Below are 16,192 nucleotides of genomic sequence, written 5' to 3' on the forward strand. Positions count from 1 at the left end.
CGCAGGAGGGATTCTATGCAGCAAACTGCCAATATGCTTTATTACGAAAAAAATGAGGTTCCATTTTTGCGGTTGCGTTCTTTTGAAGAACAAAAATGGCTGAACCATGCTTTCGCTACACGCTTGGGCGGGGTCAGTACCGGAATCTACGCTTCCATGAATCTTGGATTCGGACGAGGCGACAAAGATAAATATGTGCTGGAAAACTATCGTCGCTTTTGCAGTGCAGCAGGTTTTTCTATTAAAGATCTGGTTGCCACCGCACAGACTCATAAAACGAATATTTTGCGGGTAGGTGTAGAAAACCGCGGAGCCGGTATTCTCACGCTGAAGCCGTGGCACGATATAGATGGACTGATAACCAATGAAGCAGATGTTTCTCTGTGTGTGTATGGTGCGGATTGTGTGCCGCTGCTTTTTGCAGACCCAATACATCATGCTATTGGTGTGGCACACGCGGGTTGGCGTGGTACTGTTGCCGGAATTGCGGCAGTGACTGTGACTGCCATGGAACGTGAATTTGGAACCTGTGCGGCGGATTTGCTGGTGGGAATCGGTCCATCGATTGGTCCGTGCTGCTTTGAAGTGGATGAACCGGTTGTAAAAGAATTTCTTGCAGTACCGGCATTTGCGGATGGTACTTGCATGAAGAATAAAGGAAATGGTAAGTGGAACATTGACCTTTGGGACGCAAATACAAAAATTCTGCAGCAGGCCGGTGTTAAAAAGATTGAAAAAGGGATGCTTTGTACCCGCTGCCGCCCTGATTTATTGTGGTCGCATCGGGCAACAGGCGGAAAGCGCGGAGGCATGTGCGGTATCCTTTCTATTACGGAGGCACTGAAATGAAAATCAAGTCCTGTAAATTGTGTCCGCGAAATTGTGGTGTTACCCGTACACCGCAGCAGGGCAGTGGCTTCTGCAAAATGGGTGCACTGCCGGTTGTTGCGCGGGCAGCACTTCATTTTTGGGAAGAACCCTGCATCAGCGGGAAAAAGGGGAGCGGCGCAGTTTTCTTTACAGGCTGTTCACTGCAGTGCATTTTTTGTCAAAACTATCAAATCAGTACTCAGCGAAGCGTTGGCAAAACACTAACACCGCAGCAGCTGTCCGATGTCTTTTTTCGGCTGATCGAACAAGGTGCAAACAATATTAATCTGGTAAGTGCAGCACATTTTGTTCCGGTTATCGTGGAGGCACTTTCACTGCGTCCGCTGCCGGTTCCGGTCGTTTACAATTCCGGCGGTTATGAATCGCTGGAAACACTGCATATGCTGGATGGCCTTGTACAGATTTACCTGCCGGATTATAAATATCAGGACAGTGAGCTTGCAAAGCGCTTTTCCGGCGCGGCGGATTATGTTGAAACGGCGCAGAAAGCCATACTGGAAATGGCTCGGCAGACAGGTGCCTGCCAATTTGATGAAAATGGGATTCTACAGAAGGGGACTATCGTGCGACATTTGCTGCTGCCCGGACATACAAAGAATTCTATTGCGGCGCTGGATTGGCTGGCTGAAAATCTTCCGCAGGGGGTGATGGTAAGTTTGATGGGACAGTATATACCATGTGGCGCCGTTTCAGCTTACCCGGAACTCAACCGCAAAGTAACGGCCCGCGAATACCATAAGGTACAGCAGCATTTGTTTGACTTGAATTTAGATGGTTTTGTACAGGAACTTGCTTCTGCAAAAAAAGATTACATACCCGCATTCGATTTGACTGGTGTAGAAGCAAATCGATAATTCGGCATTTTCTTTCAAATTGTTCATAATAATTTCATTGACACCACACATAATATATATTATAATTTTATCTAGTAATTAAAACTATATGTGGAGCCGGTGATAGAGATGACAGGAGAAATTCATTATAATATGCCGAAAGGTACGCAGCATTGGGCTGTTCGGGAAAGGCATCGTTCCCGCGGGAGGCGGGTATTGCACCTGCCGCGTTACACAGTCGGTGAGGAAATATTCAACGGTGTTACGCATGGGGTCGGCGCAATTTTCGCAGTTGCGGCACTTTTTCTGCTTTCGGCCTCTGCATCTTCACCAATGGCCAGAGCCAGCGCGGTTGTTTTCGGCAGTTCCATGATTCTGCTGTATCTGATTTCTTGTTTGTACCACAGCCTGAAAATTTCTCGCGGGAAAAAAGTTTTTCAAGTGTTGGATCACTGCACGATCTATCTGTTGATTGCCGGGACCTACACACCGATTACGCTGCTTGCCTTTCCACAGCCAACTGGGAAAATTTTATGTGCGGTGGCGTGGTGTGTTGCAGCGTTCGGCATCATTCTGAATGCGATTGATATGTACCGCTTTCGTGTGGTGTCTATGGTTTGCTATATGGTACTTGGCTGGATGATTGTCCTTTTTTGGTGGGATTTATGGGTTGGACTTTCCCTGCAGGATCTGCTTCTTCTTATCGCTGGTGGAGTGCTTTACACAGTCGGTGCAATCCTATTTGGAGTTGGCAGAACCGTTCCATATATGCACAGTGTGTTTCATTTATTTTGTCTTGGCGGCAGTATTTGTCATTTTATTTTAATTTACCACCTGATGTGAACCAAAAAAGATGACGATATAAAAGCTTTAGAAATCAGTTGAGTGAAAAATCCAGTAAATTTGGGAATCTGCCTTTTTTTCAAAACTGCATAAACTGTACTCCTTTTTCGTATGGTATAGGGGAAGGGAAGTGTGCATATGATGCTGGTCAAGAAAAAAATACGCTGTGCAGCAGTCACACTGTGCGCGCTTTTGGCGGTTTTAGTGGCGGCATTTGGTTTTCACGCGAATTCTGTTGGAAAAGCAACAGCGGCCGCCGTAAGACCTCCGGTTGGGACGTCGATGCCGATTTTAATGTATCACAGCATGCTACCACCCACCACTATGCAGGGAACTTATATTGTTTCGCCGGAATTGTTTGAGCAGGACTTGCAGTATTTAAAAAAAGAGGGTTACACCACCATTGTCATGCAGGACTTGATAAATTATGTGAACGGGACAGGTACTTTGCCACAAAAACCAATCATACTGACATTTGATGACGGCTACTTCAATAACTATAAGTATGCATATCCATTGCTAAAAAAATATAATATGAAGATGGTGCTGTCACCAATCGGCATTTGTACGGAACAATTCAGCAAGGCCAACAGCGACCACATTACCTATTCGCATGTAACATGGAAAGAACTAAACGAAATGCTCTCCAGCGGTCTGGTAGAGGTGCAGAATCATACTTATAATTTACACAAAAGCAATGGTGGCCGGCTGGGCGCCAGTAAACGCCGCTCGGAAAGTGTTGCGGATTATCAAAAAATGCTGCTGGCAGATTTGGGCCATGTTCAGGACTTAATGTACCAGAACACAGGTGTGCGGATGAATACATTTGTTTATCCGTTTGGTGCAATCAGCGAGGCATCCTCAGATGTGATCAAACAGCTTGGGTTCCAAGCGACGCTGACCTGCAGTGAAAAGATGAACTATATCACAAAGGACGCGGAGTGTCTGTACGGATTGGGACGCTTTCTGCGGCCTCCTAAAATTCCGCCAGCTCAGTTTTTTGCCAAAAAAATTAATGTGATACCTAAAAAGTAGAGAATATCAAAAAAGTGCACAAAACCTGTCCGACAGGTTCTGTGCGCTTTTTTGATTGACTAATTCATTCTACATGCCGCATCAGGATGCGTTCAATCAGATGCAGGAACATCATGAACATACTGAAAGAGGCAAAGATTAGTGGCAGCAGGATGAGAATCATTGGTGCATTCAGCGGTGTCAGACTAAACATCCCTCCGAAGAAAATATAAGAAAGAATGAAGCCAAGGCACATGGTTGCGAACAGTAAAATGTGTTTCCCATTGAAAGGCATACATACACGGAACAAAATCATGAAGAGTGTAACACCAGTCAGTACAACCGCAGCGGTGGAAAGTTGTGCCTGCGGCAGCTGCACAAAGAAATTAATGGCCTCCAGAAACAGTACGTTTAAAACCATTGTCAGCGCACCCGGAATTGCCTTTTTAATAATGTTCAGCATAAACTTGCCGTGCAGCCGCTCACGGTTAGGTTCCAAGGAAAGTACAAAAGATGGGATTCCAATCGTAAGTGCATTTAGCAGGGTAAACTGAATTGGTTCAAATGGATACTGGCTTTGAATAAAAATGAAGCAAACAGCGAGAATGGTGCTGAAAAATGCTTTTACCAGATACAGCGAGGAAGAACGCTGCAGGTTGTTGATGGAACGTCGTCCTTCGGCAACAATGTGCGGCATAGAGGCAAAGTCGGAGTCAAGCAGAACGATTTGTGAAACTGTGCGTGCAGCATCGCTGCCGGAAGCCATAGCGATACTGCAGTCGCTCTCTTTTAGTGCCAGTACATCATTGACACCGTCGCCGGTCATAGCAACATTATGGCCATCCGCTTTCAGTGCTTTTACAATCTGGAGTTTTTGCTGTGGCGTCACACGGCCGAAAACAGAATATTTTTTAACAGCATTTTTGATGTCTTCCTCGGTTTCGAGTGTGGTGGCATCAACCCAGCTGTCAGCCCTTTCCAGACCGGCCTTTTTGGCAATATTTGCAACTGTAATCGCATTATCACCGGAAATTACTTTCAAATCAACATTTTGGTCAGCAAAATATTGTAAGGTTTCGCGTGCGCTTTTGCGGATGCGGTCACTCAGGAACATCATAGCGACCGGCTGAATATCCTCCGGCAGAGCCATGCCGTCACCCTGAAACGGAGCGTTACTGTGTGCCAGAATCAGAACACGCTGCCCTTTTTCAGCAGCTTTGTCTGCTTGGGGGCGCAGAGTATCAAAACGCTGACCAAGGATGAATTCTCCGGCACCAATTATATACGTTCCACGATCGGCAAAGTGAACACCACTCCACTTTCGTGCAGAAGAAAAGGGAACTTCGGCAACAGGTTCCCAACCCGGATTTTCCGGGCATTTTTCTTTTAATGCTTCTGCCGTAGGGTTGTTGTCCTTTAAAGTATGTGTAACTGCCGCAATCGCTTCATACATGGCTTCTTCTGAAAAGTCCTCACACAGCGTATGCAGTTCGTCTACCTGCATAGTGCCCTCAGTGATTGTTCCGGTTTTATCAAGACAAATCGTGTCCACGCGCGCGAGCATTTCAATGGAATACAGTTCCTGCACCAATGCGTTGCGAAAAGAAAGGCGCACCACACTGCTGGCCAGCACAATGCTTGTCAGCAGAACCAAACCTTCTGGTACCATGCCGACCAGCGCGCCGACTGTGCTGACAATGGCCTGTGAATACGAAGAACTGGAGGTAACGGCGGCTTTGTAAAAAAGTGCTGCGCCGACCGGAACCAGAACAAAGCCGATGACTTTAATGATCAGGTTGACACTGTTCAAAATTTCGCTGTTTGTTTTTTTAACATATTTTGCACTTCCAGTGATTTTGGCAGCGTAATTTTCTTTGCCAACGTGTTCTACCTGTGCGCGGCAGTTGCCGGAAACGATAAAACTGCCGGAAAGCAGATGGTCACCGGGATACTTGATGACCGGGTCAGATTCACCCGTAATCAGGGATTCATTCACTTCACAACTGCCTATGGCAACAATACAGTCGGAACAGACCTGATTGCCGGAGGAAAGCTGCAGAATATCGTCCAGCACGACCTTTGAAACGGGTACTTCCCAGAGCTTTCTGTCGCGCAGAACGTGAGCTTTTGGAGCAGAAATCAGTGATAGCTTGTCTATAGTCTGTTTTGCGCGAATTTCCTGAAAGCAGCCAACAACAGTGTTGCACAGCATTACGCCGAGAAACAACATGTTTTTAAAGGACCCAGATGTGATAATGAGTGCACCAAGGATAATGTTTAAAATGTTAAACGGCGTTATAACGTTTTTTCGGACAATTTGCCCGATACTTTGTGTTTTAACGTCTTCCTCGCCGTTCACAAGCCCTTGCTGTGTCCGTGCACGCACTTCTTCACGCGAAAGGCCTGCTTCCGGGTTGGTCGGTAAATGTTCCATATTTTGCACTCCTTATCCGACAGAAAGTATCTGACAGATATTATACTATATTCTTTGTAGAAAGGGTTATGAAAAGCAGCAATTTTAATATTTGTTCACAAATTGAGAATAATAAACAAAATCGCATAAGCTGGTTTGACGGATTCAGCAGTTTTCTCATTGTGTTTCTTCAAAAAAGTGCTATAATACAAAGGTAACCATAAGATAGTAGAGGCAATGTGTACCACCGGGCTTTGTGCCCGGTATTCTTTTTTGCATTTTCCCTTTCTAAAACAAAGGAATTTTCGCTGATTGAGCGAAAATGAAGGGAGTTGGTTTTCATTACGCACGTGAAGTCGCTGTGTGGCAGATTAAAAGAAATTCTGTTTCAGCTTCAGCGGGATGCAGCATTTGCGGATAAGTGTTTGGCGCTTCTGGTAGCCGGTTCATTGTTTCTGCCGAGCAGTGTCAGCAGCGTAACGATTGTTTTGGCAGCATTTTATGTGATGGCAGATTATCAGCGCAGAGAGTTGGTGTTTCGGGCACCCTGCATGAAGCTGCTGTTTGGCTTTTTGGTTTTGTCCTTTTTTGTTGCGGCAGCGTACAAGAACTACATGGGCATGGGCATGACACTCATGCTGCTGGCGATGCTGGTTTACGGCATGTATCTGCGCTACACAATGAACCGCCGTCTGTTTCATCAGATTTTGGATTTCATTTGTATCATGAGCATTCCAGCGATTTTGGCGGCAATCGTACAGAAATCGATTACTTTTGCCATTGATCCCAGCTACCGGCCGGTTTCTTTCTTTACAAATGCAAACTATTTCGGTACTATGATTGAGTTTACAGTGCTGATAACACTTTACCGTGCTTATACGAACCGGCAGTTTAGTCCGTTGTATGCGGCAGTGTTGGGGATGAACATGATTGGTATGTACCTGTGCAGTTCCATGTCTGCGCTGGCAGCCATGTCTTGCGGAATCATTGTATTCTTGCTGTATAAGCGCCGCTTTAAACTCTGTGCAGCTTATGTAGGCGTTTTGCTGCTCTTTTTCTTTGCCAATAATTTTCTGCCGGAGCTTTTTCCCCGTGTCGAGGCAATCGGCGCAACAACGAATCAGCGAGTGTCAATCTGGCACGGTGCGTTGGCCGGCATTTTACAGACTCCGCTGCTTGGCCGAGGCTTGCGTGCATACAGTATCATCCACGATATGGTTGGTACTTATGCTACCTATCATTGCCATAATCTTTATCTGGACTGTCTGCTGAATTTTGGTATAGTGGGCTGTACAGTGTTTGTACTTTTCGGCGGATATTATCTGCGGGATGTTGTGCGGCAGATTCGTACACGTACCGCAGGCAATGCTGCCCTGTTGTTTTTGGCGGTTTTGTTGGTTACGCTGGTGCATGGCTGCACGGATGTCACCATTTCCTGGACGCAGACGGGAATGCTGTTCCTGATTGTTTTTTCGGCGACAGGTATCTGCACCAAAAAAGAAACGAGCCGTACTGTTCTTTCCGCGTATCACAGCTATTTTCAGCAGCCGGAGCTTTCTGCCAGCTATCTGATTAAAGAATAATTTTCTGAATTTTAAAAATCCTGAACTGTTGGAAACAGCGGTTCAGGATTTTTTTATTTTTCTTTAAAGCAGGAGATGACAGAATCCATGGAAAATGGGTCATACTATATGAAATAGTGAAAATGCAAAGGAGAAAAGCAGATGAAGCTTAAAATTCAGGATGTATACGCCCGTGAAATCATAGATTCCAGAGGAAATCCAACAGTTGAAGCACAGGTTACACTTGAAAACGGAGTTACGGCCAGCGCAGCAGTGCCCAGCGGTGCCTCTACCGGCGTGTATGAGGCGCTGGAACTGCGGGATGAAGATAAAGCCCGCTACGGTGGAAAAGGCGTGCTGAAGGCCGTGGAAAATGTGAATCTGGTGATTTCCAAACGGCTGATTGGAATGGATGCGGCAGATATTGGAGCGGTGGATCATGCTATGCGTGCATTGGATGGCAGCAAGGACAAGTCTGAACTGGGTGCAAATGCAATTCTAGCGGTTTCGCTGGCCTGTGCGCACACTGCCGCCAAGGCACTCAGCATTCCGCTGTACCGTTTTTTGGGTGGTGTGAATGGAAATACGCTGCCGGTTCCAATGATGAATGTTTTAAATGGTGGTGCACATGCAGCGAATACGGTAGATATACAGGAATTTATGATTATGCCAGTGGGTGCGCCGAACTTTCATGAGGGACTGCGCATGTGTGCCGAGGTATTCCATACGCTGGCTGCTATTTTGAAAAACGAGGGACTTGCGACAGCTGTTGGTGACGAAGGCGGCTACGCGCCGAACCTTGCCAGTGACGAAGAAGCGCTGCAGTACTTGATTCGTGCAATCGAAAAAACAGGCTATAAAGTACGCGATGACTTTGTGCTCGCGATTGATGCCGCTGCTAGTGAATGGCAAGACGGCAATGGAACGTATCAGCTTCCCAAATGCAAGAAAACTTTTACAACAGATGAACTCATTTGTTACTGGAAAGATCTTGTCGGAAAGTATCCAATTCGTTCGATTGAAGATGCGCTGGGGGAAGAGGATTGGGACGGCTGGCAGAAGTTAACGCAGGCTTTGGGCAGTAAAGTTCAGTTGGTTGGTGATGACCTTTTTGTGACCAATCCGCAGCGTCTGCAGAAAGGAATCCAACGTAACTGTGGCAACTCTATTCTCATTAAGCTGAACCAGATTGGTACTTTGTCAGAAACGCTGGATGCCATTTGTATGGCATCTAAGGCAGGTTATACCGCGATTGTTTCGCATCGTTCCGGCGAAACAGAGGATACCACGATTGCGGATTTGGCAGTAGCCGTTAATGCCGGCCAAATCAAAACAGGTGCTCCAAGCCGAACTGAGCGGGTGGCAAAATACAACCGCCTGCTGCGCATTGAAGAGGAACTTGGTTTGGGTGCTCGTTACCAAGGGCAGGAGTGCTTTTCACAGCTGTAAAGCAAAATGCTTCATCGAGAATTTTGCTACGTGCATGTTAACTATATGTGTAAAGTAAATCACTTTATATAGTTGGAAAAGCCAGTATTAATGCGAAGATTCAAACTACAGCAATGGCAAGGAAACTGCTGCTATACGGAAGTGAAAGACCTTCACAGAACATGGCGAACAGAACTGGAAAGCTTTACAGGAAATTCGGTATAAAACCTGTAAAATAAATCACTTGCCAAGAAAATTTCAGGTATGCCCGCCTGTTGTGCGATAAATTGACAAACTCCAGCATACACATAAAAATGAAAAATCTGGAGGTGTCAATTATGAAGCTAAAGAAAATCGCAGCGGCAGTTCTCGCGGTAGCTCTGGTCGCAGCGGCAGTCCCAATGCGTACTTACGCATTGGACGAAAAAACAGACATTAAAGCTCCCGCAGCAGTTTTAATGGAAGCGTCCACCGGCGAGGTCCTTTACCAGAAGGCACCGCACGATAAACGTCCGTGTGCCTCCATTACAAAAGTGATGACACTTCTTTTGGTGATGGAAGCGTTGGATGCAGGCAAGATCCATTTAACGGACATGGTATCTACCAGTGCTCACGCTTCCTCTATGGGTGGGTCGGATATCTGGCTGAAAGAGGGCGAGACCATGTCTGTTAATGATATGATTAAAGCCACGGTAGTAGCCAGTGCCAATGATGCCGCAGTTGCTCTTGCTGAGCATATTGCCGGCAGTGATGATGCTTTTGTCGGAATGATGAATGCAAAAGCAAAAGCACTCGGCATGAAGGACACAACCTTTAAAAACTGCAATGGTTTGGATGCTGAGGGCCACGTTACCAGCGCGTATGATGTTGCAGTTATGAGCCGCGCGCTGATTCAGCATAAAAAGATTTTCGAGTATACCTCCATTTGGATGGATACACTGCGCGGCGGCAAAACACAGATTGTCAATACCAATAAACTTTTAAAAAGCTATAAAGGTATTACCGGACTGAAAACCGGAACGACCAGCAGTGCCGGCAGCTGCATATCTGCAACTGCCGAGAGGGACGGTCTTTCTTTAATCGCTGTTGCGTTGGGCGCTGGCAGCACGAATGATCGCTTTTCAACGGCGACTACACTGCTCAATTACGGTTTTGCCGGTTGGGCGATGACATCGTTGAGCAAACCGAGCGGTGAACTTGCTCCCGTCACCGTTGAAAATGGAATGGCGGCACAGGTGCCTGTTACAGCTAACCTTTCCGGCAAGCTGCTTATACCAAAAGGCAAGGGAAAAAATCTGACAGGTAAAATTACGTTAAAGCAGTCCGTCAGTGCTCCAGTGGCAAAGGGGCAGAAACTGGGAGAGGTTGTTTATACACTGGATGGAAAAACACTTTGCACTCGCCCAATTACAGCGACTGCATCTGTCAATGGTATGTCTTTTTCCCGTGTTCTGCGCCTGCTGTTCATGAACCTGTGGTATATATAATTTTGCTGCATATTTTTCGCGCATACCCTGCGATCATTTTCAGTGGGGCTGCGCGAAAAATTTATTTAGGAGAGATTTTGCTGCTTGTATCTTTCCTAAAGCGGCAAAAGCAGCGCCCTTTTCGGCCGAACACCCGGAAACCTGTAAAAGAAATATAAATTCTGGTGGATTCACTTGCAAAATTAAGCCGGATATTGTAAAATATGAACAAACAAAAGGATATAGAATGTTCAAGGAGGGAAAAATATGTCCATTCAGTTGGAAACCCAGCATTTGACCGGGTTTATTGCACCCGAAGAATTTGAATCCGCTGCTCCCCAGGTAAAACTGGCGCATGAACTGCTGCACAACGGCGCCGGAGCGGGCAACGATTTTATCGGCTGGGTCAATCTTCCCACGGACTATGACAAGGAAGAATTTGCTCGTATCAAAGCGGCGGCAGAACGTGTTAAGAAAAACACAGATGTGTTTGTTGTAATCGGCATTGGCGGCTCCTATCTTGGTGCACGTGCTGCAATCGAATTTCTGAAATCCAATAATTACAATACCCTGAAAAAAGACACACCTGATATCTATTTCATCGGCAACAGTATCAGTTCCACCGCTTTGGCGGAAGTGCTGGAAATGTGCGAGGGAAAAGATGTTTCCATTAACATGATCAGCAAGTCTGGCACAACCACAGAACCTGCTATTGCGTTCCGCGTGCTGCGTGAACTGCTGGTTAAAAAGTACGGCAAAGACGGTGCACGCGAACGCATTTTCTGCACAACGGACAAAGGAAAGGGAACTCTGAAACATTTGGCGGATGAGGAAGGCTATGAAACTTTCGTTGTTCCGGATGATGTTGGCGGCCGCTACAGTGTACTGACCGCAGTTGGCCTGCTGCCCATTGCAGTTGCCGGTGCAGATATTGACGCGCTGATGGCTGGTGCTGCCAAGGCACAGAAGACCTACAACAATCCTGACCTCAAAACCAACCCCTGCTATCAGTATGCTGCAGCACGCAACATGCTGTACAGAAAGGGAAAAGCAATCGAGATTTTGGTCAGCTACGAACCTTGCTTTGCACTGATGAATGAATGGTGGAAGCAGCTGTTCGGTGAAAGCGAAGGCAAAAACAATAAGGGCTTGTTCCCAGCTTCTGTCGTGTTTTCCACTGATCTGCATTCCATGGGTCAGTACATTCAGCAGGGCCGCCGCACCATGTTTGAAACTACGGTGCTGTTTGACAAGCCGAAAAAAGAAATCATTATCGGAAATGACCCGCAGAACGTTGACGGCCTGAACTTCCTGGAAGGGAAGAGCATGGCCTACATCAATGAGAAGGCTTTTGAGGGAACGGTCTTGGCACACACGGACGGCGGAGTGCCGAATGTGGTTGTACGCGTTCCTGATTTTTCAGAGGATTCTCTGGGACAGCTCATTTACTTCTTTGAAAAAGCCTGCGCAGTTTCCGGCTATATGATGGGTGTCAATCCGTTTGACCAGCCCGGTGTGGAAAGTTACAAGAAGAACATGTTTGCTCTGCTTGGCAAGCCCGGCTACGAAGAACAGAAGGACGCTCTGGAGGCAAGACTGAAAAAGTAATTTCTGCCTTGCTAAATATACAATATAAGGGGATATTATCATGATTACATTCATCACTGGGAAAAAAGGTTCCGGAAAAACAAAAAAGCTGATCGAGCGCGCAAACGCTGCAGTTGCAGCTTCTAACGGCAATGTTGTAGTTGTTGAGAAGGGCCTCAAACTCACATATGATGTAGACCATGCTGCACGCCTGGTGGACATCGAGGCTTATGGCATTAAGGGTGCAGATGCACTGTTTGGTTTCATCAGCGGCATTTGCGCAGGTAACTATGATGTGACAGATATTCTGGTGGATTCCACTCTGAAAATTATGGGCCCAGATCTGCAGCAGCTGGTTCCCTTTGCAGAGAAGATGAGCGCACTTGCCGCTATGGCAAATACCAACATCACATTCCTGATTTCTGCGGATAACGCTGAGATTCCTGATGAAGTACGTAAGTTTGTCAATGAAATCTGAGTTCCTTTAGAAATCTTCCCCAAAAAGAATGCTGCCGGGGGCGTGACAGCTTTTCGGCAGCATTTTCTGCGCTTTTTCCAAGAATTTTTTCTGTTTTTCTTGACAAGAAACAGGACAGCGTCTATAATAATTAATTGTAGCGCGTGTTGAGGTGTATTATGCTTTTGAATTTGAAAAAGAAAATACAGGAAGAGGGAAGTGTCCTTCCCATCCAGTATTCATTTGACCTTTCAAAACTTGAATTCGATACGGTATATCCATTCGTTTCTCCTGTGGAAGCAGAAGGAACAGTGGAAATGCATGCCGGGTTTGCGCAGATGACAGTTGCAGTTGCATTTGATTTTTCAGTGCCGTGTGACCGTTGCACATCTCAGATTCGTAAGCGCTTTACCTATCGGTTCTCTCATACCTTGGTGGAAGCCCTTTCTAATGAACAGGATGCGGATGATGACCAGTATATTGTACTTGAAGAAGACGGTACCCTTGACTTGGACCGTCTGCTGACGGAAGATATTCTGCTGGCGCTGCCCACTAAGTTTTTGTGCAGGGAAGACTGCAGGGGGCTTTGCCCAACCTGTGGGAAGAACCTGAATGATGGGCCGTGCGGTTGCAGTCAGCATCAGATTGACCCTCGACTTGAGGTGTTAAAACAGCTGATAGATAAACCAGAGTAATGTAAGGAGGTGCTGACATGGCAGTACCAAAGGCAAAACTTTCCAGTGCAAGACAGAACAAACGGCGTTCCAGCGTTTGGAAGATTAGCGCTCCTGCTCTGATGAAATGCCCGAAATGTGGCGAGTACAAGGTTGCACACCAGGTGTGCGGCAACTGCGGTTATTATAACGGCAGGCAGGTTATCAAAAAGGACATCTAATGATGTTCTGCTGATTTTCCGGAAAATCCAGGAGTTGTCTTATTTTGCGAAGCTCCGGCTTCGCAGGGGCAGCTCCTGTTTTTCTTTGTATGTGTTCTGCGGTACGGGGCATATTGAACAATAGAAGTATGCCTTTTCGGCGGGAAAGGAAGATTTCATGGCAGTTAAAATCTCTTCGGTTGAACCGGACAGTCCAGCACATTTTGCCGGCCTTAGGGCTGGCGATACGCTGATATCCATTAATGAACACGAAATTATTGATGTCTTGGACTATCGGTTTTATGAGACTGACCGCCGCCTGCATATTCAGGTAAAAGATACAGATGGGGAAGTACGCACAGTTGATATTCGCAAGGGCCAGTACGAATCCATCGGACTGGATTTTGAAACATACCTGATGGACAAGCAGCGCTCCTGTGCCAACAAATGCATTTTTTGCTTCATTGACCAACTTCCCAAAGGAATGCGCCCTAGTCTGTATTTTAAAGATGATGATTCGCGCCTTTCTTTTCTTTTTGGAAATTATATTACGCTGACGAATTTAAGCAAGCGGGAAGTTGACCGAATTTTACAAATGCATATCAGCCCCGTCAATGTTTCCGTTCATACAACCAATCCGGAACTGCGGGTAAAGATGATGGGAAACCGTTTTGCCGGCAGGTCACTTGATGTTCTCTGGAGATTGGCAGAGGGTGGAATCCACTTAAACTGTCAAGTCGTACTTTGTCCCGGCATCAATGACGGCGCAGAATTGGAGCGCACATTGACGGACCTTGGCCGTTATGTACCAAATGTGCAGAGCATTGCTATGGTTCCGCTCGGTGTAACACGCTTTCGCGAAGGGTTGTACCCGCTGACTCCGTATACTAAGGAGGGCGCACAAGAAGTTATTCGTATTGTGGATCACTTCGGTGATGCGTTTCAAGTAAAGTGCGGCAGCCGCGTTTGCTATGCTTCCGATGAGGTATATCTTCTGGCACAGCAGCCGATTCCCGAACCGGCTTATTACGGTGACTTTGACCAACTGGAAAACGGTGTCGGGTTATTTGCAAGTATGAAACAGGAATTCCACTTTGCAATGGATAACTGTAATTTGCCGCAGAAACCAAGGCACATTTCGCTTGCAACCGGAACTTCGGCTGGTCCTTTTTTGCATTCTCTGCTTGACGAACTGCGCAGAAAATGCAATAATTTTCAATGTACTGTTTATCCTGTCAAAAATCGTTTCTTTGGTGAAACGATTACCGTTGCCGGCCTTGTAACGGGCGGTGATTTGATTTCTCAGCTGCGTGGCAAAGATCTTGGGGATGAGCTTTTAATTCCCAGTGTTATGCTGCGGCATGAGGGAGATTTGTTTTTAGATGATATTGCATTGGAACAGGTTCAGCAGGAACTGGGAGTTCCTGTTCATGTTGTGCCGAATGATGGCTATGAACTGTTCCTTGCAGTGACTGGGAGTGAAGAAGATGTCTAAACCTGTTGTTGCAGTAGTAGGCAGGCCGAATGTTGGAAAATCAACCTTGTTTAACAAACTAGTTGGACAGCGCCTGTCTATTGTGGACGATACACCTGGCGTCACGCGGGACCGCATTTACGGTGAATGTGAATGGTGCGGCCGAAAATTTACGCTGATCGATACCGGCGGCATTGAACCGAACACAAATGATATTTTGCTTTCGCAGATGCGTGTGCAGGCACAGCTTGCTATGGATGCCGCGGATGTGATTATTATGGTTACCGACCTGCATTCAGGTGTTACGGCCACTGACTCTGAAGTCGCAACCATGCTGATGAAAAGCGGTCGGCCGGTCATCCTTTGCGTCAACAAGTGTGATTCCGTAGGGGAACCGCCTGCTGAATTTTATGAGTTTTATAATCTGGGCCTCGGTGACCCGGTTGCAATTTCCTCTGTGCATGGGCATGGTACTGGTGATCTTTTGGATCAAGTACTTGCCTATTTGCCGGAGGAGGAGGCAGAAACCGCAGAAGACGAAGTAGTTCGAGTTGCCATTATTGGAAAGCCCAATGTGGGCAAATCCTCGCTGGTTAACTGCATTGCCGGGGAAAATCGCTGCATTGTTTCCGATATTGCCGGTACTACACGTGACGCAATCGATACGGAAGTGGAAAACAAGTACGGAAAATTTATCTTGATTGATACAGCCGGACTGCGCAGGAAGAACAAAGTGACCGACCAGATTGAACGCTACAGTGTTCTGCGTGCGCAAATGGCGATTGAACGGGCGGATGTGTGCGTCATTATGATTGACGCATTGGAAGGCTTCACAGAACAGGATTCTAAGGTCGCGGGACTTGCCCATGAAGCGGGGAAGGCCTGTGTTGTGGCAGTCAACAAATGGGATGCCGTGGAGAAGGAAACCGGCACTATGGCGGCGATGCGCACAAGGCTGGAAGAGGATTTTTCTTTCATGAGTTATGTGCCGATTCTGTTCCTTTCCGCGAAAACCGGGCAACGTATAGATGGTTTGTTTGAAACCATTCAGCAGGCTGCAGCTTCTAACCGGATGCGAATTGCAACCGGTGTGCTGAATGACGTGCTGGCACAGGCGACTGCACGTGTACAGCCGCCTACGGATAAGGGCCACCGCTTAAAGATCTATTATATGACACAGGCAAGTACCCGTCCGCCAACATTTGTTTGCTTTGTAAATTCTGCGGAACTGTTTCATTTTTCTTATCAGAGATATCTGGAAAATCGTATCCGGGAAACCTTTGGACTTTCCGGTACGCCGGTGCGCTTTATTATCCGCGAGAGGGACAAAGATAAATAAACTGGGTTTTC

Annotated in this window: 14 protein-coding genes; 13 read left to right on the forward strand and 1 reads right to left on the reverse strand. The window is 46.6% G+C overall.

Annotated features, from left to right (window positions below; all coding sequences use genetic code 11):
* The first annotated feature begins 15 nt into the window (after positions 1–15).
* From pgeF to H6X83_RS06330, 4 genes are all read left to right on the forward strand, one after another.
* Positions 16–849: a peptidoglycan editing factor PgeF gene (gene pgeF / locus H6X83_RS06315; RefSeq protein WP_212508276.1), complete on the forward strand. Its 834-nt coding sequence runs from the start codon at positions 16–18 to the stop codon at positions 847–849.
* Positions 846–1,745 (forward strand): radical SAM protein, encoded by a 900-nt coding sequence (locus H6X83_RS06320; RefSeq protein WP_212508277.1) that lies wholly within the window; start codon positions 846–848, stop codon positions 1,743–1,745. The genes pgeF and H6X83_RS06320 overlap by 4 nt, the downstream gene beginning before the upstream one ends.
* A 195-nt stretch (positions 1,746–1,940) precedes the next feature.
* The gene (gene trhA / locus H6X83_RS06325; protein ID WP_212508278.1) at positions 1,941–2,567 is read left to right on the forward strand and encodes a PAQR family membrane homeostasis protein TrhA; all 627 of its coding nucleotides are present in this window, start codon (positions 1,941–1,943) and stop codon (positions 2,565–2,567) included.
* Between the two features lie 138 nt (positions 2,568–2,705).
* The gene (locus tag H6X83_RS06330) at positions 2,706–3,602 is read left to right on the forward strand and encodes a polysaccharide deacetylase family protein (protein ID WP_212508279.1); all 897 of its coding nucleotides are present in this window, start codon (positions 2,706–2,708) and stop codon (positions 3,600–3,602) included.
* 64 nt (positions 3,603–3,666) lie between these two features.
* On the opposite strand, the gene H6X83_RS06335 is transcribed toward H6X83_RS06330, so the two are convergent.
* Positions 3,667–6,015 (reverse strand): cation-translocating P-type ATPase, encoded by a 2,349-nt coding sequence (locus H6X83_RS06335; protein ID WP_212508280.1) that lies wholly within the window; start codon positions 6,013–6,015, stop codon positions 3,667–3,669.
* 311 nt (positions 6,016–6,326) lie between these two features.
* Between H6X83_RS06335 and H6X83_RS06340 the strand changes: the two genes are divergently transcribed.
* The 9 genes from H6X83_RS06340 to der all read left to right on the forward strand — a co-directional run bounded on the left by H6X83_RS06340 (position 6,327) and on the right by der (position 16,181).
* Positions 6,327–7,577 carry an O-antigen ligase family protein gene (locus H6X83_RS06340; RefSeq protein WP_212508281.1) on the forward strand — a complete coding sequence of 417 codons (1,251 nt, stop codon included), beginning with the start codon at positions 6,327–6,329 and terminating at the stop codon, positions 7,575–7,577.
* A gap of 141 nt (positions 7,578–7,718) precedes the next feature.
* Complete coding sequence (eno, locus tag H6X83_RS06345) at positions 7,719–9,005, forward strand: phosphopyruvate hydratase (RefSeq protein ID WP_212508282.1); 1,287 nt, start codon at positions 7,719–7,721, stop codon at positions 9,003–9,005.
* A 317-nt stretch (positions 9,006–9,322) separates the two neighbouring features.
* Entirely contained in the window at positions 9,323–10,471 is a 1,149-nt protein-coding gene (locus H6X83_RS06350) for a D-alanyl-D-alanine carboxypeptidase family protein (protein ID WP_212508283.1), read from the forward strand.
* Between the two features lie 246 nt (positions 10,472–10,717).
* Positions 10,718–12,058: a glucose-6-phosphate isomerase gene (locus tag H6X83_RS06355; RefSeq protein WP_212508284.1), complete on the forward strand. Its 1,341-nt coding sequence runs from the start codon at positions 10,718–10,720 to the stop codon at positions 12,056–12,058.
* Positions 12,059–12,098: 40 nt separating this feature from the next.
* Positions 12,099–12,515, forward strand: coding sequence for a hypothetical protein (locus tag H6X83_RS06360; protein ID WP_212508285.1), 417 nt, complete (start codon positions 12,099–12,101; stop codon positions 12,513–12,515).
* A gap of 158 nt (positions 12,516–12,673) precedes the next feature.
* Positions 12,674–13,189: a YceD family protein gene (locus tag H6X83_RS06365; protein ID WP_212508286.1), complete on the forward strand. Its 516-nt coding sequence runs from the start codon at positions 12,674–12,676 to the stop codon at positions 13,187–13,189.
* 17 nt (positions 13,190–13,206) lie between these two features.
* Complete coding sequence (rpmF, locus tag H6X83_RS06370) at positions 13,207–13,389, forward strand: 50S ribosomal protein L32 (RefSeq protein WP_212508287.1); 183 nt, start codon at positions 13,207–13,209, stop codon at positions 13,387–13,389.
* A 157-nt stretch (positions 13,390–13,546) separates the two neighbouring features.
* A complete protein-coding gene (locus H6X83_RS06375; RefSeq protein ID WP_212508288.1) occupies positions 13,547–14,863 on the forward strand; it encodes a DUF512 domain-containing protein in 1,317 nt (438 codons plus the stop codon).
* Entirely contained in the window at positions 14,856–16,181 is a 1,326-nt protein-coding gene (gene der, locus H6X83_RS06380; RefSeq protein WP_212508289.1) for a ribosome biogenesis GTPase Der, read from the forward strand. Before H6X83_RS06375 ends, der begins: the two co-directional genes overlap by 8 nt.
* The last annotated feature ends 11 nt before the right edge of the window (positions 16,182–16,192 follow it).

This window comes from Caproicibacterium amylolyticum (assembly GCF_014467055.1).
GTDB classification, from domain to species: domain Bacteria; phylum Bacillota; class Clostridia; order Oscillospirales; family Acutalibacteraceae; genus Caproicibacterium; species Caproicibacterium amylolyticum.